Genomic DNA, 18,646 nt, shown 5'->3' with positions numbered 1-18,646 from the left:
CCCTTCTTTTGAATCCGACGGGCAAATCAGGGCGCATGTTGGCGCACAAATCAGCCCATGACCGCTTTTTATTCTTCTGCGCGGCCTTTTCAGTTTCAAAAGCTTAAGGGGCGCTTAGGGATCACGCAAGCCACCAAACGCATCTGTGGAACAATCTGAGCCCCGCCGGGCTTTTTAGGCCCGGACGGGCCCGATAGGATCAGGGAACCCGTTGGGCATTGGTGATCCGCACCCTTAAAACCCGTTCCGGGCCCATCACCTGCTTGCTCACCGCATCAAGGCGTTCGCGCAAAAGCTCAAAATCAAGGGCACCGGGTTTGTCTTTCTGCGTGGTTTGCCGGGCATTGAGATCGCGCAGGAAAGCATCGCGCAATTCGGGAATTCGGGCAGCGACATAGGATTGATGATCGGGGCCATCCACCTCGAAAGCCAGATCTACCCACATATAGCCCAGAACATCGCCATCATGATCGATCAAAGGCACCGCAAAGCGGCGCACCGGCACCACCAGCAGATCAACTTTGGGCAGATCGGGCGCAGCTTCATCGGGCGCGGCTGCCGCATCGGTCTGCCCGGCATCTGTCGGCGCCTCAGCAGTGCCGGAAACCAGCAGATAAACCGCACCACCGCCGATCAGCAGACCCACGACCACACCAATGATGATCATCAGCACGCCGCGACGTTTGCCGGATGCCGGCAATTCAATGGGATCGTCATCAACCATAAAGCCTGTTCCTCATTCCCGGTTTTTTCTGATCGCGTCCGCCACATCAGCCATGCTGAAAGCCCCCCGCCCCCCAAGCATCGCGGGGCAAAGGCGTGCCATCATGGGCGATCACCGCGAGCCCTGCCCCCGGCTTCACCCGGCCGATCCGAGTGATGGCAACACCCGCTTCATGGGCCAGCGCCACAAGCTGATCAGCCTCATCGGGGGCGGCGGTAAAGGCCAGTTCATAGTCATCACCGCCGGTGAGAATATCCATCCACAATTCGGGCGCCTGATGAACCGCCATCCGCCCCCCCGCCGATAAAGGCACCTGCCCGGCCTCGATCTCCATCGCGCAATCGCTTTGTTCACAGATATGACCCAGATCAGCCAACAGCCCATCCGATATGTCAATTGCGGCAGAAGCATGACCCGCCAAAGCCATGCCCAATGCCACCCGTGGCCGAGGCAGATGATAGCGATTAATCAGGGCATCTTTAATTGCGGCAAAATCCGGGATGCGGGCCACAGCGGGGGGCAATGTGCCCAAAAGAGCCTTTAACCCCATAGCAGCATCGCCGATTGCACCGCTCACATACACATCATCGCCCGGCTGCGCCCCCCTACGCCGCAGGGCGCGGCCCTGCCCAACAGCCCCGATGGCGGTGAGCGATAAGACCAGCGATCCGGCCCCGGAAACGGTATCGCCGCCATAAAGCCGGAGCCCGAATTCCGCCTGATCCTGCGCGAGGCCCCGGCAAAAATCCCGCGCCAAAGCCTCATCCAGATGATGGGGAAAGGCAAAGCCCAGCAAATAGCCCAAAGGCCGCGCCCCCATCGCCGCCAGATCGGACAGGTTCACCCGCAAAAGCTTGCGCGCCACCAGATCGGCGGGATCATGAGCAAAAAAATGCCTGCCCGATACCATCATATCCTTGGTAAAAACCAGATCGCAGCCAGGGGGCGGCGCGAGCACAGCCGCATCATCCCCCAGGCCATAAGCCGGAGCATCCGCACCAGCCAAAGCGGCAAAACAGGATTTTATGAGGCCAAATTCATCCAAAAACTGCTCCCCCCATCCGCCTAAGCCGTGCGGATTTCGCGCGCCAGTCGATCAATCACACCATTGGCAAAAGCCGGCTCCGCGCCATCGAAAAAGGCATGGGCCACATCCATATATTCATTGATCACCACCGCCGTGGGCACATCGGGCCGGGCCATCAGTTCATAGCTTGCCGCCCGCAAAATGGCGCGCAAAACCGATTCCAGCCGATCAAGGGGCCAATTGGCGGCCAGAACCTGCTTTAGTTTTTCATCGATCTCATGCACCCGTTCGATGGTCCCCAAAACGATATCGGCAAATAAATCCTGATCCGCCGGGGCATATTGATCCCCTTCGATTTCACGCCCCAAACGAAAAGCGCGAAATTCGGTCACCACATGGCGGGGATCGGCATCGCTGTTTTGTTCAAGCTGATAAAGGGCCTGCACAGCCCCCAAGCGGGCCGCCGCCCGGGCACCGCCGGTGGGTTTTTTGTTTTTGCGCGAACGCGCGGGCGAGGGTGCCTGCTTTTGCGGCATGATTATACTCCAAAGCGCTGTTTGATGCTGATCATATCCACACAGGCTTTTGCTGCCGCCCGGCCCTTGTTCCCCCGCTTGCGATCTGCCCGCGCCCAGGCCTGTTCGCCATTTTCGGTGGTCAGGATGCCATAGCCGATGGCCAGTTGATATTGCACCGCCAGATCCTGCAGGCCCCGCGCGCTTTCGCCGCAAACATAATCATAATGGCTGGTTTCACCGCGAATAACCACGCCCAAGGCAACATAGCCAGCAAATTCCTCGCAATGGCCCGCCCGCCCGGCTTTGGCCGCCATGGCAATAGCCGCCGGAATTTCAAAGGCTCCGGGCACGCTCAAGCGGTCCACCTTAAAGCCACTGGCGGTCAGAAACGCCTCGGCTCCGGCATAAAGTTCATCGGCCAGGTCTTCGTAGAAGCGGGCCTCTACAATCAAAATCGTCTGGGATGGGGTCATGTTATGATCAATCGTCGGTGGGAATGGTGCGTTGTTCTACGATATTAAGGCCATAGCCCTCAAGCCCAACGATATTATGTTTTGTATTTGACAGCAAAATCAAATTCCTGACACCCAGATCAAGCAGAATCTGGGCACCGATCCCATAATCACGCAGGGCCGCCGTGCTTTCCTTATCCTGTTTTCGTGCAGGGATATGGCGCATTTTCAATTCCTGCGTCAGCCGATCAGGGCGGGTATCGCGGATGATCACCACCACCCCCCGCCCGGCATCCCCAATCACCCGCATCGATTGATGCAGTTGCCCGGCGCGGCCATTATTTTCTGCCAGAATATCATCAAACAGGCTGATCGCATGCATCCGCACCAGAACCGGATCATCACCGCGCAGATCGCCCTTCACCAGCACCATATGTTCGGCATATTCGGCGGTATTCATATAAGCAAAGAGGGTCCATTCACCGCCATAAAGGCTGTTCATGATGGTTTCATCAACCGCTTTCACCAGGCTATCGTTCTTCAGCCGATAGGCGATCAGATCGCGAATGGTGGCCACCTTCAAACCATGCTTTTGGGCAAAGGGAATGAGATCGGGCAAGCGGGCCATGGTGCCGTCTTCGTTCATGATTTCGCAGATCACCGCTGAAGAATTCAGGCCCGCAAGGCGGGAAATATCCACCGATGCTTCGGTATGGCCTGCCCGCACCAGAACCCCGCCATCACGCGCCACCAAAGGAAAAACATGGCCCGGCGTTGCCAGATCATCGCGGCTTTTCCCATGATCGATGGCCACCTGAATGGTCCGCGCCCGATCAGCGGCGGAAATGCCCGTGGTCACCCCTTCGCGGGCTTCGATGGAAACGGTGAAGGCGGTTTGATGGCGGCTGGCATTATCCTGGCTCATCAAAGACAGGCCCAAAGTCTCTGCCCGCTTCCGGGTGAGGGTGAGACAGATCAGCCCCCGACCGAATTTCGCCATGAAATTGATCGCTTCGGGCGTTGCCATCTGGGCGGGGATCACCAGATCCCCTTCATTTTCGCGGTCTTCATCATCGACAAGGATGAACATGCGGCCATTGCGCGCATCTTCGATCACATCTTCGATGCGCGACAAAAAAGCTTCAGTCATGTCGGGCCTTTCTTTCTGTGAAGGCGGTTCTATCAGGTCTTTATGCGCGCTGTTCCATCAACCGCGCCAGATAACGGGCAAGCAGATCGATTTCAAGATTAACCCGATCCCCCTGCACCGCCTTGCCAAAGGTGGTTTCCTCAAGGCTATGGGGGATGAGATTGACCGAGGCCGTGGCATCGGGCAGATCACCCACGGCATTCACCGTCAGCGAGGTGCCATTGATCGCCAGCGATCCCTTGCGGGCCACATAAGGGGCCAGATCATCGGGAAGGCCGATGACAAATTCCCGCGAGCCTGCCCGCTCGATAATTTCAAGAATCACCCCCACGCCATCCACATGGCCCGAAACGATATGCCCGCCCATTTCATCGCCCACGCGCAGGGATCGTTCCAGATTAACGGGGGTGCCAGGGCGCCAATCCCCTAAATTCGTGCAGCGCAGGGTTTCATCGCTCACATCCACGGCAAACCAGCCACCCGCCTGATCTTTATCAGCAGCGCCTTTATCCACCACCGTCAGGCACACCCCCGCACAGGCGATAGAGGCCCCCAGATCGATGCTTTTCGGATCATAGCTGGTCTCCAGAATGATCCGCGTGTCGCTTTCCCCCTGTCCGGGGCTCGCGGCCTCGATCGGCTTTCCGCCGCGCATCAGGGTTTGCACATGCCCGATATCGGTGATGATGCCCGTAAACATGGTCGCTCCTTCAAAGCCCGCTCTGCCTCTTCAGCCGCGTTCATAAACTGCCAGAGCGTCTTCGCCAAGGGTGCGTGTTTCAATCACCTTCAAATAGGGGGCATCGGCCATCACATCCCGCACCCCCAAAGCCCCGACCGATGCCCGGCCATCCTCGCCAATCAGCTTGGGCGCAGTGTAAAGATAAAGGCGATCCATCAGCCCCGCCCGCACAAATGCGGCGATGGTGGCCGCCCCGCCCTCCACCAAAAGGCGGGTGATGCCGCGCCGGGCCAAAACACCGAGCAGATCATCCAGATCATAAGGGGGCTGCTGATCGGCCAGAAGCCGGGCCGATGTCCACCAGCCATCGGGCTGGTCTTCAGGAACCCCATGCGACAACAGCACCTTTTGCGGGCTGCGATCAGCTAAGCCCGGCAGCCGACAATCCAGCCGGGGATGATCAGCGCGCCATGTGCCGCCGCCAATCAATATGGCATCATGATCCGCGCGCAGGGCATGGCCATGGGCGCGGGCCAAAGGGCCGGTGATCCATTGGCTATGGCCTGTGGTGCTGGCAATGCGACCATCGGCGGATTGCGCAATCTTGCCACAGACCAAAGGCCTGTTCCGGGTCAGCCTGAGCATAAAACCTTGATGATCGCGCCGCGCCTGTTCAGCCAAAAGCCCCAAATCCACCTGCAGCCCTGCCGCACGCATCCGCGCCACCCCCTGCCCCGCCGTGCGCGGATCGGGATCTTCCATGGCCACCACCACGCGCGCAATCCCGGCTTCGATCAGGGCCGTAGCGCAGGATGGCGTTGCCCCCTGATGGGCGCAGGGCTCAAGGCTGACATAAGCCGTGGCCCCCGCCACTGGCTCTATCGCCGATTGCAGGGCCTGAGTTTCAGCATGAGGACGGCCGCCGGGCTGAGTCCACCCCCGGCCGATAATTCTGCCTTCCTTAACCAGCACACAGCCCACCGCCGGATTAGGGGCAACCCGGCCCAAACCCCGCCGCCCCAGCCGCAAAGCCATATCCATGAAAGGCGTGTCATCGCTCATTCATCCCGGCCCTCATCACGCTCCAATCCCTCATCCCCTTGCATGGTGGAGAGAAAATTCTCGAAATCCTGAGCCTCGCGGAAATTGCGATAAACCGAGGCATAGCGCACATAAGCCACCTGATCGAGGCTCGAGAGCGCATCCATCACCAATTGCCCGATATAATCGGCCTTCACCTCATTATCGCCCTGAGATTCAAGGCGGCGGACCAAACCATTGACCATGCGTTCCACCCGTTCCGGCTCTACCGGGCGCTTGCGCATGGCAATATCGATGGATCTTTGCAATTTATCCCGCTCGAAAGGTACCCTTCGGCCATTGCGCTTTAAAACCACCAATTCGCGCAATTGCACCCGTTCAAAGGTGGTAAACCGCGCCCCGCATCCCGGGCAAAAGCGGCGGCGCCGGATCGCCGAGCGATCATCGGTCGGGCGCGAATCCTTGACCTGCGTATCCTCATTCCCACAAAATGGACAGCGCATCTCACCCCTCTCGTTTCAAGACCGGTCTCCCTCAAGCCTTAAATGAGCGGCTTTGGGATCAGGCTTGGCCCATAGTCTTTCGACCGGCGACCCTAAAGCCCCGGATAAATGGGAAAGCGATCACATAAATCCCGCACTCTTTGGCGAATATCTGTTTCCAAAGCCTGATTGTCATCAGCCTTTTTGGCCAGCCCATCAAGCACTTCTGAAATCCAATCTCCCACCGTTTCAAATTCGGCGGTGGAAAATCCCCTTGTGGTGCAGGCTGGCGAGCCCAAACGAATGCCCGAAGTGATGAACGGCTTTTCAGGATCAAAGGGCACGCCATTCTTGTTGCAGGTGATCCCGCAGCGCTCAAGGGATTCATCGGCGGCCTTGCCGGTCAATCCTTTGGGCCGCAAATCCACCAGCACCAGATGCGTATCCGTGCCGCCTGCCACCAGATCGAAACCGGCATCTTGCAGCTTTGCCCCCAAAGCCCGGGCATTATCGATCACCGCCTTTGCATAGCGCTTGAAGCCGGGCTGCAAAGCCTCGCCAAAGGCCACCGCCTTGGCCGCGATCACATGCATCAAAGGCCCGCCCTGCAAACCCGGGAAAACCGCCGAATTGATCTTTTTCCCCAGTTCGGCATCCTGCGACAGGATCATGCCGCCGCGCGGACCCCGCAGGGTTTTATGGGTGGTGGTGGTGACCACATGGGCATGGGGCAAGGGGCTGGGATGCACCCCACCCGCCACCAAACCGGCAAAATGGGCCATATCCACCATCAGAAAAGCCCCCACGCTATCGGCAATAGTGCGGAAACGGGCAAAATCGATCTGTCGGGAATAGGCCGATCCCCCGGCAATGATCAGCTTTGGCTGATGTTCTTTGGCAAGGCTTTCCACCTCATCATAATCGATCAGCCCATCGGCGCGCCGCACCCCATATTGCACGGCATGAAACCATTTGCCCGAAAGGCTGGGCTTTGCCCCATGGGTAAGATGGCCACCGGCATCAAGGGACATGCCCAAAATCGTTTCACCGGGCTTGACCAAAGCCAGCATCACCGCACTATTGGCCTGCGCCCCGGAATGGGGCTGCACATTGGCAAAGCTGCAATTAAAAAGCTGACAGGCCCGCTCGATCGCCAAAGATTCCGCAATATCGACAAATTCGCAGCCCTGATAATAGCGCTTTCCGGGATAGCCTTCGGCATATTTATTGGTCAGCACCGAGCCTTGCGCTTCCAAAACCGCAAGGCTTGTGATGTTTTCAGAAGCGATCAACTCGATCTGGCTTTGCTGGCGCGCCAATTCTTTTTCAATGGCTCGGGCAATGGCCGGATCGGCCTGCGCCAAAGGGGTGGTGAAAAAACCGTTTTGCGCCGGGGCATCAGGGCGGCGGTCAGCAGCGGGGCTTGCAGTCTCTTTCGGGGCGGATGACATGATAAACAATTCCTTATTCGCCGAAAATCAGGATAAAGATGGGAACCGGGCTGATCCTTCAGCCGGTCAAAAAGTACATTGGATCGCCATGATCAAAGACGCGGGCATCAACAATCAATCTGTCGATCCTTTGTGGGGGGCACCCAGCTTATCGACCCTTTGCTGATGCCGCCCGCCTTCAAAAGCTGTTTCCAAAAAGACATCGAGAATTTCGCTGGCCATCGCAGGTCCGATCAAACGCGCACCCAAAGCTAGAATATTGGCATCATTATGCTGCCGGGCGAGCCTGGCTGACAAGGGCTCATGACACAAAGCCGCGCGCACCCCGGGATGGCGATTGGCGGCAATCGAAATGCCGATCCCTGTGCCACACACCGCCACGCCCTTGATCGCCCGACCCTCAACAATGGCCTGCGCCAGTGCATAGCCAAAATCGGGATAATCCACCGATGCCCCATCAAAGGTTCCCAGATCCTCGATTTTAAAGCCCTTATCCCGCAGATGCGCGGCCAAAAGCTGCTTGAGATCAAAACCGGCATGATCGGCGGCTAGAGCAATAATCGTCTCGGCCATGAGCATTATCCTGAAGGAAAGATTGAATGGAAGCCGCGCAGGCGTGAGTCCGCCAGCATGATGCCTCATAGCACAGGCGGATCGCAGCCGCCAAGACGGCAGCCCTGGAAAATTCATCAGGCCATCATGGCAGTTTATAAACAAAACCGCCGGCAAGAAAGATCAACCCATCAAAGCTGATGATTCTAAATAGTTAATCTGATAAACTTCAGTCAGACAGGAAGATTTTCTCCATTTCATCATAGTTAAATTCCCTTAATTCATCAATATTAATGTAAAAATAGAATTAATCTTGATTATTATAAAATTTGCTGCCATGTAATCAGCTATTATTGTACAATATGCGGAAACAGACCATGGACGACAAAAAAAATAATGGCTTGTCACAAGAAGCCGCAATGCAAATGGTTGCGGATATCGTCACAGCCTATGTAGCCCATAATCCTTTGCCCGCTTCGCAAATTCCCGATGTCATTAAAACCGTGCATCAAAGCCTGATCAATTTAGGCCAGGATAGCGGCCATATGGTCGCGGATAGTTTGAAGCCGGCTGTTCCCATCAAAAAATCCGTGACCGATGATTTCATCATTTGTCTGGAAGATGGCAAACAACTCAAAATGCTCAAGCGGTATCTCAGATCAAAATACGACATGACCCCCGAAGACTATCGGGCGAAATGGAATTTGCCGCCGGAATATCCCATGGTGGCCCCCAACTATGCCAAAAGGCGTTCGCAATTCGCCAAAGATATCGGTCTGGGGCTGGGTGGCCGGGGCGGCGGGCGCAAAAAAGTCTGAAATCGGGGCGCAAAATTGCGCATCATTACCCAAATCACCCCCAGATCATTCCATGCCGTGCTTTAAGCATGAGCCGGGATTGACCTCGGCGTTCGGTTGGCTATGGTCCACTGATCATATGGCTTTTTGCCGGATCAGAGGTGTATCGTGGATTTCAAGCTGAGCGAAGAACAAGACCTTATCAAAGAAACCGCCCGGCAATTTGCCCTGCACACTCTGCTGCCCTTCGCCGCCCGCTGGGATGAAGAGAAAATTTTCCCCACCGATGCCCTGCGTCAGGCAGCCGAGCTTGGTTTTGCCGCTATTTATGTTGATGAAGCCCATGGCGGCGTCGGTTTGGGCCGGGTGGAAGCCGCCCTCATCATTGAGCAACTTGCTTATGGCTGTCCTTCAACGGCAGCTTATCTCTCGATCCACAATATGGCCAACTGGATGATCGCCCGCTTTGGCACCGAAGATCAGCGCGCACGCTGGACGGGCGATCTTTCAAGCATGAAAAAATTCGCGAGCTACTGCCTCACCGAAGCCTCGTCCGGTTCGGATGCGGCGGCGCTCAAAACCCGCGCCCTGCGCCAGGGCGATCACTATATCCTCAATGGCGCGAAAGCCTTCATCTCTGGTGCGGGCGATGCGGGTTCGGATGTGTATGTGGTGATGGTGCGCACCGGCGATCCGGGGCCCGGCGGCATTTCGTGCCTCATCGTGGAAAAGGGCACAAAGGGTTTGAGCTTTGGGGCGCAGGAACGGAAGCTGGGCTGGCATTCCCAACCAACAGCCACGGTCAATTTCGATGATTGCGCGGTGCCTGTTTCCAATCGCATCGGGGCCGAGGGCGATGGCTTTAAAATCGCTATGCAAGGGCTGGATGGCGGCCGCCTCAATATCGGCGCCTGTTCCTTGGGCGGGGCGCAATTCGCCCTCGATAAAAGCCTTGATTATGTAAAGGAACGCCATCAGTTCGGTCGGCCCATTGCCGAATTTCAGGCCACCGGCTTCAAGCTAGCGGATATGGCCACCGATCTGGAAGCCGCCCGCCTTTTGCTTTATGCTGCGGCCCAAAAGGTGACGGATAAAGCCCATGATGCCACCCAATATGCGGCCATGGCAAAGCGGCTGGCCACCGATACCGGCACCCGCATCGCCAATGATGCCCTGCAATTGCATGGGGGCTATGGCTATCTGATGGATTATCCCATTGAACGGGTCTTGCGCGATCTGCGGGTCCATCAGATTTTGGAAGGCACCAATGAGATCATGCGGGTGATCATTGCCCGCAAATTGCTCGGCTGATCGCCAGCCACTTCTTTTATCTCTGTAATCATGAGGACATAGCGTGAATTCAACCCCTCCAGAAAGCCTCGATGTCGTCTTTTCAAAAGCCGGTCGGATTGGCTTCATCCTGCTCAATCGGCCCCGCGCCCTCAATGCCCTTACCCGCGATATGTGCGTGATGATCAGGCATCAGCTTGATCTGTGGGCCAATGATCCCGCCATTGATGCGGTGATCATCGAGGGCGAAGGCGAAAAGGCCTTTTGCGCGGGCGGCGATGTGGTGCAGGTGGCCCGGGCTGCTCAGGCCGAACGCAAGGGCTTGTCTGAGGCGGAGGCGGATAGCGAAAGCTGGCGCTTTTTCCATGACGAATATCAGATGAACAGTGCTATCGGCCATTTCCAGAAACCGATCATCTCTTTTCTCGATGGCATCACCATGGGTGGCGGCGTGGGAATTTCGGTGCATGGGGCCTATCGTGTGGCAACAGATCGCACGCTATTTGCCATGCCCGAAACCGGGCTGGGGCTGATCCCCGATGTGGGTGGTTCCTTTTTTCTGCCGCGCCTGCCTGATTTCACCGGGCTTTATCTGGCCCTTGGCGGGCATCGCCTGAAAGCGGACGATTGCCTGCATCTGGGGCTTGTGACCCATATCATTCCCCATGAACGGCTGATCGATCTGAAGGCCCGGCTGGTGGAATCCAAAGGGCCTTTGGGCCTGGCGGAAACCGGTGTGGCCCTTGATGATCTGGCGATTACTCCACAGGAACCCGCCCCCCTTTCCGGCCGCCATGCCCAGATTGCCCGCCATTTCAGCCTCTCCAGCGTGGGCGCGATCATCGATTCTTTGGAGCAGGATCAATCCCAATGGGCGCAGGGGATCTATGCCGATCTGCTCAAAAAATCGCCCACCTCGCTGGAGCTGAGCTTCAAGGCCTATCATCAAGGCAAGGATCTCAGCCTTGATGAGTGCCTGCGCATGGAATATCGCATCGTCAATCGCATTCTATCCATGGATGACGATTTTTTTGAAGGCGTGCGCGCCCTTCTCATCGAAAAAGATCACAAGCCGCGCTGGTCGCCCGCCCGTCTTGCAGACATCGATCCAAAGGGGATCGAGGCTCATTTTGCTGATCTGGGTCCGCGCGAACTGATCTTATCCTGATCAATAAAAGCCTGACCGCTTATGGCCTAACTGCTTATGGCCTAACTGCTTATGGGGAGTGAACAATGACACAAATCGGATTCATCGGGCTTGGGAATATGGGCCTGCCGATGGCGCTCAATCTGGTAAAAGCGGGGCATGAGGTTCTGGGGCTCGATCTCAGCCCCAGCCAGACCAAAGCCCTCGTGGATGCGGGCGGCAAGGCGGCAGCCGATCTCGCCATGATCGCCACCTGCCCGGTGATCATCACCATGCTGCCAGCGGGCAAGCATGTCCGCGAAGTTTATCTGGGCGATAAGGGGCTGATTGCCCATGCGGCCCCCGATACGCTGCTGATCGATAGCTCGACCATCGATGTTGAAACCGCGCGCGCGGTCTCTGAAAACGCCACCAAAGCCGGGCTTAAAATGATCGATGCCCCGGTTTCAGGCGGTGTGGCCGGGGCGCAGGCGGGCACCCTTACCTTCATGGTGGGGGGTAATGAAACGGCTTTTGATGCCGCCCAGCCCTATTTATCGATCATGGGGGCCAAAATCATCCATGCGGGCGATCCCGGCAATGGGCAGGCGGCCAAATTATGCAATAATATGCTGCTGGCCATTTCCATGATCGGCGTGTCCGAAGCCTTTTCCCTTGCCCGCAGGCTGGGGCTGCCGGATCAGAAATTTTTCGATATCGCCAATACATCATCGGGGCAGTGCTGGTCTTTAAGCAGCTATTGCCCGGTTCCCGGCCCTGTTCCCTCTTCGCCCGCCAATCGCGATTATCAGCCGGGCTTTGCCGTGGATATGATGCTCAAAGATTTAAAACTTGCTAAAGAAGCCATCGAAGCGACGGCAACTGATGCAAAACTGGGTATTCATGCCTTCGATATTTATTCTAAACTCTCGGCAGATGGGCAAGGCGGACGTGACTTTTCAACCATCTTTCCCATGATTGAAAAAGAGAAATAGAATAAAAATATCGCTAAATTTCCAGCAAAAGCACCATAAGGATTAAGTCTTTTTTGTAGTTTTACTCCTAAATTTTGCTGGAAACTTTGGATTCTCAGGAGACAGACGGCATGACCATGCAGCCGGGCACGGCGGGATTGATCGGCGACGAAACACCCGAAGCCCAGACAAAGGCCCTTTTCCTCGATTGTTTGGCATTGGTCGAGCGCTTGCACAGGCGGCTGCTCGATGTGCTGAAAGATCATCTTGATCGCGAAGGCTGTTCCGATCTCAATCCGGTGCAGGCGCTTTTGGTTTATAATATCGGCGAGCATGAAATGACCGCCGGTGAATTGAAAAGCCGGGGCTATTATCAGGGCTCCAATGTGTCTTATAATCTTAAGAAACTGGTCGAGATGGGCTATATCGATCATCAGCGCGCCGAACATGATCGCCGGGCCGTGCGCATTTCACTTACCGATCGCGGCTATAAAATCCGCAAGCTGATCGATTCCATGTATCTGGAACAGCTCGATGAACTGCTGCAGGATGGGCTGATCAATTCCGATGAAATGATCGCACTGCGCCGCAATCTTCGCAATCTGGAGCGCTTCTGGAGCGATCGCCTGCGCTTTGCCATTTGAGCCCATCATCAAAGGCTTGGCTGCGACAATTGATCCGAGGGTGGTTTGCGCCCTTGTTTCCCTTCATTGCTTTATGATTATATGATAGCAGATCGTGTTTGGGTTGGTCGATAAGCTGCGTGGTGGGCCATAGCATGGCCTCTGCACAAACGCTGGCCAGCCTTAAACATGCCGCCAATAAAGCAGCCGACGAAGCGGGCAAGAATATGGATTATGAGCGGATATTCTCGGATGCGATTTCTGCCGTGAAGGCAGAAGGCCGCTATCGTGTTTTTGCCGATATCGTCCGTCGTCGCGGCGAATTTCCCCGCGCTGATCGCTTTGGCACCGGCGATGATGGCCAGCCGCTTGGCGATAATGCCCGCCCGGTTACGGTGTGGTGTTCCAATGATTATCTGGGCATGGGCCAGCATGAAACGGTGATCAGGGCAATGCACGAAGCTCTGGATCATTGCGGAGCCGGTGCCGGGGGCACCCGCAATATCGCGGGCACCAATCATTATCATGTGATGCTGGAACAGGAACTGGCCGATCTCCATGGCAAAGAGGCTGCCCTGCTCTTTACATCGGGCTATATTTCCAATGAAGCGACGCTGTCTACTCTTGCCCGGCTTTTGCCCGGCTGCATCGTTTTTTCCGATCAATTCAACCATGCGTCGATGATCCAGGGTGTTCGCCAATCCGGTGCGGAAAAACACATCTTTCGCCATAATGATCTGGAACATCTTGAAGATCTGCTGGCCGCAGCCGATCCGGCCCGGCCCAAGCTGGTGGCCTTTGAATCCGTTTATTCCATGGATGGCGATATTGCGCCCATTGGGGCCATTTGCGATCTGGCCCAAAAATATGGTGCCATGACCTATCTGGACGAGGTTCATGCCGTAGGGCTTTATGGCCCCCGTGGCGGCGGGATTGCCGATCGCGATGGGGTGATGCATCGTCTGGATGTGATCGAAGGCACGCTGGGCAAGGCTTTTGGCGTGATGGGCGGCTATATCGCAGCCAGCCAGGCTTTGGTGGATGTGGTGCGGTCTTATGCTTCAGGCTTCATTTTCACCACGGCCCTTGCCCCGGTTCTGGCGGCGGGCGCTTTGGCAAGTGTCAGGCACCTGAAAAACAGCGGGATCGAGCGTCAGCAGCATCAAAAGCAGGCCGCTCTGTTAAAGCAAAAGCTGGCGGATGCGGGTTTGCCGGTGATGCCATCGGAAAGCCATATCGTACCTTTGATGGTGGGCGATCCGGTGATGACCAAACATGTCACCGATGATCTGCTGGATGAATTTGCCATTTATGTGCAGCCGATCAACTATCCCACGGTTCCCCGGGGCACGGAACGCTTGCGGCTCACCCCCGGCCCCATGCATAGTGAAGCCATGATGGATGATCTGGTCTCGGCCCTTGGCAGCATATGGGAGCGTTTGAAGCTGCGACGCGCTGCCTGATTTTTTGGAAAATCCCGATGGGAAAATCTGAGTCCTATCTGATTGAATTTATCTCATCGGGCAAAGCCTTGAAGGTCACCGCCGTTGATCCTGAAAGCGGCACGGAAGCCAGCATCGTTGGCGATCCCAAAATGAGCCGCGATGCGCTCTCAAAACTCGCCGTGCAAAAGCTGCTTTATGTGATGAACAAGGCTAGAAATGATCAGGACGATGACCGCCCCGGCATCCTTGTCTAAGCCATCCAAGATCACGAAGCGGGGCTTTCTTCATTCCCCCCACTTTATTCGTCAGCCAGGCCCCCAAGCCCAAACCTTCGCTATGCCAAAAGAGCTTGGATGCGCGCCTCCACGATCTTGATATGGCTGGTGATGGTCCAGAGCATGGCCTTGAAAGATGAGGCGCATTCCTAAGCCGTAAACTCATAAACGGAATTCCCAAAGCGTCGCGTTTATGATTCATATTTTCCTGAAGGGAGATATGGATGAGCCGTCGCCGATATGAACTGACTGACTTTGAATGGTCGATCATCGAACCCCTGCTGCCGAACAAGCCGCGCGGTGTGCCGCGTGTTGATGACCGGCGGGTTCTGAACGGCATCCTGTAACGCTTTCGAACGGGCTCGCCATGGGCTGATATTCCCGAGCGATATGGTCCCTATACCACCTGCTATAACCGGTTTGTCCGATGGCGCAAGGCCGGGGTCTGGGATCGCCTTCTGGCTGCCATCAGCAAGGCTTATGATGGCGATATCGTGATGATCGATAGCTCTTGCGTCCGCGTCCATCAACATGGAGCCAGCGGAAAAAAGGGGGCTCTGTCGATGGTTGCATGGGCCGTTCCCGAGGCGGCCTGACCACCAAGATCCATGCTCTTGTGGATGCCGAGGGCCTGCCGGTCAAATTGTGCCTGACGCCGGGACAGGCGCATTGGGTTAGCGCCTGCTATTTATTATAACCCATTGTATTATAGCGTAAATTGGCGGAGCGGGAAGTCTGCTGCGAACCCGTCTCGCCCCAAAGCCGGGATCATTTCCCTGTTTTGGTTAGAAACAGGGTTTTTTTGTTCTTTTCGGCTCAAGATCGGATTTTTTCCAAGACTTAAAGATATATCTCAGTGGTTTAGGGGTTGATTTCTTATGTTCCTAAACAGGGAATATATGTTCTGGTTCCACCATAAAACAGGGAATACGCAGAGCGAAAGAGCGATCCGACGCAAGTGGGATAAGAATGCAGAAAGCGCCCATGGCACGGGCCCGTGCAAGCTGGTTGCCCTGGTGCCTTGGCGGCGGGTCGTCTAAAAAGCATTAAATCTGTGTCGCTATTGCCCTCGCCTCTGCCAGCCCTCGCCCATGCCTGCCTGCCGATCCAAGCTACGCCCTTTCGATATAGAAGTGGGATATTTGCGCCTGAGGCGAGACGAAAGTGGGACAAATGATATCGAAGTGGGACAAATTCCTGACAAAGCGGGACGCGTTTCCGGTCGTTGGGGCTGCGTGCGGGGCCAATGCCGGTAATCCGGGATGGAAATGGCAAGGCTGATCGATGATCCGGTAGCAATGGCAAGGAGAACAGCCACGCACCCTACCCGCCATTGCGGTAACCATAGACGCCCCCGCGGTAGGGTCAAGTGATCCTGGATGCGCCGGGGCAGTCGAATCGTTCGGAGCAATTCGGGCAAAAATTACGCTCATAAAACAGAAAAACGGCCCGGAAAGCCTCGCGGCGAGCAAAATTTTTTCACTTTTTTTGTCTGCTCGAAACCGGCTAGATTTTTTTAAAGCCGTTTAAACGCCTTTTAAAGTCCTTTTAAACGACGCGTTAAATATTTCCCCACAATATTCACAAATTACGATCATTTGCTAAAAAATATGTCATTGCATTCATGAATTTCCTTGCCGAAAAATATTCGCGTTTCTTTCATTTGAAGCGAGGACATCATGATCTCTACCTACCAGATCACGGACCATCCCGTGCGAACATTACGGCCCTATCCCCGAAACGCCCGGCGTCATTCCAAAAAGCAAATCCGCCAGATCGCCGACAGTATTGAGAAGTTCGGATTTACCAATCCGGTACTGGTGAGTGACGATGGCGAGATCATTGCCGGCCATGGCCGGGTTGAGGCGGCGAAGCTGCTGGATATGAAGACCGTGCCCACGGTGGCGCTTTCCCATCTCTCGGCGACGGAACGACGCGCCTATGTGCTGGCCGACAACAAGCTCGCCTTGAATGCCGGCTGGGATCAGGACCTGCTTGCGCTCGAGCTTCAGGGCCTGATCGATCTCGACTTCGATGTGGAGATCACAGGCTTTTCCCTCTCGGAGATCGACCTCGTCCTTGACGAGGCCCGCGAACGGGCGCCGGACATGGATGATGCGCCGGAGGACCGAATCCCAGCGATTTCCGGAACGGCCGCAAGCCGCACCGGCGATCTTTGGCAGTTGGGTCGTCACCGGTTGATATGCGGTGACGCACGCAAGGCTGCGGACTATGCGACCTTGCTCGATGGTGCGTCCGTGGATCTGATATTCACCGATCCGCCCTATAATGTCCCCATCGACGGCCATGTCTGTGGCCTGGGTCGCATTCGTCATGCGAACTTTGCTATGGGCGTGGGCGAGATGTCCGATGATGCCTTTACCGCTTTCCTTGCCGAAACCCTGGGCCAGATGGCCGCCGTCTGTCGGGACGGTGCCATCGCTTTTGTATGCATGGACTGGCGGCATATGGGCGAGCTTTTGGCTGCCGGCAAGTCGGCTTTCACGGAGTTCAAGAACCTCTGCGTCTGGAACAAGACCAATGGCGGCATGGGCAGTTTCTATCGCTCCAAGCACGAGTTGGTATTCGTCTTCAAGCTGGGAACCGCGCCCCATATCAATACATTCGGCCTCGGCGATACGGGGCGCTATCGCACCAATGTCTGGAACTATCCCGGCATCAGCAGCTTGTCGGCCAAAAGAAGCGAGGAACTCGCCATGCACCCCACCGTCAAGCCGGTGGCTCTGGTCGCCGATGCCATCAGGGACTGCTCGAAGCGCGGGGACATCGTCCTCGACGCCTTTGGCGGCTCCGGCACCACACTCATTGCCGCGGAAAAGACGGGGAGACGTGCCCGTCTCATCGAATATGACCCCCATTACTGCGACACCATCCTTCGCCGGTTTGAAGCCGTCACCGGCAAACAGGCCGTTCTGCTTGAAAGTGGTGAGACTTTCGAGGACGTGGCCGAGCGCCGCAAAACATATGAGGAGGCCGCAACGGATCACCGGAAAGAGCCAGCATCTGCAAATAACTCATCGATCCCAGACAGTCAGAAGGCCTGAGCAATGACACAGCCCAAGAAACCCGATAGCGACAAGGTGGGATACGGCCAGCCGCCAAAGGCCAGCCGCTTCAAAAAAGGCCAGTCCGGAAACCCCCAGGGTCGGCCGCCCAAACCCAAACCGCAACCGCCGAGACTGACTGATCATCTGTTCGACAGCTTTCTCGAGGAAGAAGCTTATCGCCCTGTACAATTACGTGAAAACGGCAAGACGATCCAATTGCCAGCGGTCCAGGCGGTCATACGCGCACTTATGGTCAACGCGGCCAAAGGCAACCGGCTCGCACAAGTTCAATTTCTGGATATCCTTGAACGCAAGGAGATCCAATATACGTAAATCAAGGTGGAGCGATATGTTCGCCTCGAAGCGCTCAAACGCAAAGGCGAAGCGGCCATTGCGGAGGCTAAAAAGCGGGGAGAAAAGCCGCCTGCCCTCTACCCCCATCCCGACGATATCTTGCTCGATTCCGTCCAAAGCATGGCCTACGTTTTTGGGCCGGAAAGCCCGGAAGAGATGCCACGATTTCGCAAGGGCGCCCTTTGCCGGGACATATTTCTGGCTCGCTACGCCAAATCCCATAATAAAAATATATCGGAGATGACCACAGAAGAGCAGTATACTGTTGGAATGCTATTGTTTCTGGCTCAAGAGGTGAACGAAAGCCTGCCGCCGAGTATGCAATACAGTGAAAACGACCAAATCGACTTTGTCATGGACTGGTCCGGGCTTTCCGAAAAGAAATTCACAAAACGCTTCACAGCGCTTTTGCTCGACTTCAGGTCCATGCCCCCTGATCCACAGACCGTCCTCGAGGAACGCCGCAAGAAGAATGCATTCCTTGGCGTCCTCAGCGACAGCATCATGGGTGCCGCGAACCAACTCTTGAAGGAGGAAAATGAGATGCCCCTAGATTTATAGACGCTTTGCTTGGTAACTATGGAACCAAGGAGAAGCACAGATGTCATCGCAAAA

20 protein-coding genes and 1 pseudogene are annotated in these 18,646 nt (G+C 55.9%); 11 read left to right on the top strand and 10 right to left on the bottom strand.

The window, feature by feature from the left end; translation table 11 throughout:
* Positions 1-199 precede the first annotated feature (199 nt).
* The 10 genes from QK300_RS10450 to rpiB all read right to left on the bottom strand — a co-directional run bounded on the left by QK300_RS10450 (position 200) and on the right by rpiB (position 8,100).
* Entirely contained in the window at positions 200-724 is a 525-nt protein-coding gene (locus QK300_RS10450) for a hypothetical protein (RefSeq protein ID WP_281301674.1), read from the bottom strand.
* A gap of 46 nt (positions 725-770) precedes the next feature.
* Complete coding sequence (gene thiL, locus QK300_RS10445) at positions 771-1,769, bottom strand: thiamine-phosphate kinase (RefSeq protein WP_281301675.1); 999 nt, start codon at positions 1,767-1,769, stop codon at positions 771-773.
* Positions 1,770-1,789: 20 nt separating this feature from the next.
* Entirely contained in the window at positions 1,790-2,287 is a 498-nt protein-coding gene (gene nusB, locus QK300_RS10440; protein WP_281301676.1) for a transcription antitermination factor NusB, read from the bottom strand.
* A gap of 2 nt (positions 2,288-2,289) precedes the next feature.
* Positions 2,290-2,742, bottom strand: a complete 453-nt coding sequence (gene ribH / locus QK300_RS10435) for a 6,7-dimethyl-8-ribityllumazine synthase (RefSeq protein ID WP_281301677.1) — start codon at positions 2,740-2,742, stop codon at positions 2,290-2,292.
* A gap of 7 nt (positions 2,743-2,749) precedes the next feature.
* Positions 2,750-3,871, bottom strand: coding sequence for a 3,4-dihydroxy-2-butanone-4-phosphate synthase (ribB, locus tag QK300_RS10430; protein WP_281301678.1), 1,122 nt, complete (start codon positions 3,869-3,871; stop codon positions 2,750-2,752).
* 40 nt (positions 3,872-3,911) lie between these two features.
* Positions 3,912-4,571, bottom strand: a complete 660-nt coding sequence (locus QK300_RS10425; protein WP_281301679.1) for a riboflavin synthase — start codon at positions 4,569-4,571, stop codon at positions 3,912-3,914.
* Positions 4,572-4,601: 30 nt separating this feature from the next.
* Entirely contained in the window at positions 4,602-5,615 is a 1,014-nt protein-coding gene (gene ribD, locus QK300_RS10420) for a bifunctional diaminohydroxyphosphoribosylaminopyrimidine deaminase/5-amino-6-(5-phosphoribosylamino)uracil reductase RibD (RefSeq protein WP_281301680.1), read from the bottom strand.
* Positions 5,612-6,097 carry a transcriptional regulator NrdR gene (gene nrdR, locus QK300_RS10415; RefSeq protein WP_281301681.1) on the bottom strand — a complete coding sequence of 162 codons (486 nt, stop codon included), beginning with the start codon at positions 6,095-6,097 and terminating at the stop codon, positions 5,612-5,614. Before nrdR ends, ribD begins: the two co-directional genes overlap by 4 nt.
* A gap of 92 nt (positions 6,098-6,189) precedes the next feature.
* On the bottom strand, positions 6,190-7,527 hold the full coding sequence (gene glyA / locus QK300_RS10410) for a serine hydroxymethyltransferase (RefSeq protein ID WP_281301682.1): 1,338 nt from the start codon (positions 7,525-7,527) through the stop codon (positions 6,190-6,192).
* Between the two features lie 114 nt (positions 7,528-7,641).
* A complete protein-coding gene (gene rpiB, locus QK300_RS10405) occupies positions 7,642-8,100 on the bottom strand; it encodes a ribose 5-phosphate isomerase B (RefSeq protein WP_281301683.1) in 459 nt (152 codons plus the stop codon).
* Positions 8,101-8,456: 356 nt separating this feature from the next.
* Between rpiB and QK300_RS10400 the strand changes: the two genes are divergently transcribed.
* The 11 genes and pseudogenes from QK300_RS10400 to QK300_RS10350 all read left to right on the top strand — a co-directional run bounded on the left by QK300_RS10400 (position 8,457) and on the right by QK300_RS10350 (position 18,592).
* On the top strand, positions 8,457-8,897 hold the full coding sequence (locus QK300_RS10400) for a MucR family transcriptional regulator (protein WP_281301684.1): 441 nt from the start codon (positions 8,457-8,459) through the stop codon (positions 8,895-8,897).
* Positions 8,898-9,041: 144 nt separating this feature from the next.
* The gene (locus tag QK300_RS10395) at positions 9,042-10,187 is read left to right on the top strand and encodes an acyl-CoA dehydrogenase family protein (RefSeq protein ID WP_348651877.1); all 1,146 of its coding nucleotides are present in this window, start codon (positions 9,042-9,044) and stop codon (positions 10,185-10,187) included.
* Positions 10,188-10,230: 43 nt separating this feature from the next.
* The gene (locus QK300_RS10390; protein ID WP_281301686.1) at positions 10,231-11,334 is read left to right on the top strand and encodes an enoyl-CoA hydratase/isomerase family protein; all 1,104 of its coding nucleotides are present in this window, start codon (positions 10,231-10,233) and stop codon (positions 11,332-11,334) included.
* A gap of 65 nt (positions 11,335-11,399) precedes the next feature.
* Complete coding sequence (gene mmsB, locus QK300_RS10385; RefSeq protein WP_281301687.1) at positions 11,400-12,287, top strand: 3-hydroxyisobutyrate dehydrogenase; 888 nt, start codon at positions 11,400-11,402, stop codon at positions 12,285-12,287.
* A 116-nt stretch (positions 12,288-12,403) separates the two neighbouring features.
* A complete protein-coding gene (locus tag QK300_RS10380; RefSeq protein ID WP_348651876.1) occupies positions 12,404-12,910 on the top strand; it encodes a winged helix DNA-binding protein in 507 nt (168 codons plus the stop codon).
* A 206-nt stretch (positions 12,911-13,116) separates the two neighbouring features.
* Positions 13,117-14,352 (top strand): 5-aminolevulinate synthase, encoded by a 1,236-nt coding sequence (hemA, locus tag QK300_RS10375; protein ID WP_348651875.1) that lies wholly within the window; start codon positions 13,117-13,119, stop codon positions 14,350-14,352.
* A 17-nt stretch (positions 14,353-14,369) separates the two neighbouring features.
* On the top strand, positions 14,370-14,588 hold the full coding sequence (locus QK300_RS10370) for a hypothetical protein (protein WP_281301689.1): 219 nt from the start codon (positions 14,370-14,372) through the stop codon (positions 14,586-14,588).
* Positions 14,589-14,833: 245 nt separating this feature from the next.
* Positions 14,834-15,279 (top strand): annotated as a pseudogene (locus QK300_RS10365) (IS5 family transposase); the annotation flags it as partial.
* A 1,009-nt stretch (positions 15,280-16,288) separates the two neighbouring features.
* Complete coding sequence (locus tag QK300_RS10360) at positions 16,289-17,674, top strand: DNA methyltransferase (protein ID WP_281301690.1); 1,386 nt, start codon at positions 16,289-16,291, stop codon at positions 17,672-17,674.
* A 3-nt stretch (positions 17,675-17,677) separates the two neighbouring features.
* Positions 17,678-18,010 (top strand): DUF5681 domain-containing protein, encoded by a 333-nt coding sequence (locus tag QK300_RS10355; protein ID WP_281301691.1) that lies wholly within the window; start codon positions 17,678-17,680, stop codon positions 18,008-18,010.
* A gap of 6 nt (positions 18,011-18,016) precedes the next feature.
* Positions 18,017-18,592 carry a hypothetical protein gene (locus QK300_RS10350; protein ID WP_281301692.1) on the top strand — a complete coding sequence of 192 codons (576 nt, stop codon included), beginning with the start codon at positions 18,017-18,019 and terminating at the stop codon, positions 18,590-18,592.
* The last annotated feature ends 54 nt before the right edge of the window (positions 18,593-18,646 follow it).

The sequence above is a fragment of the Iodidimonas sp. MBR-22 genome (genome assembly GCF_029946565.1).
In the GTDB taxonomy this organism is placed as follows: Bacteria; Pseudomonadota; Alphaproteobacteria; order Sphingomonadales; family Rhodothalassiaceae; genus Iodidimonas; species Iodidimonas nitroreducens.
Note: the sequence above shows the minus strand (reverse complement) of the source record. Positions and strands in the feature narration are given on the sequence as shown.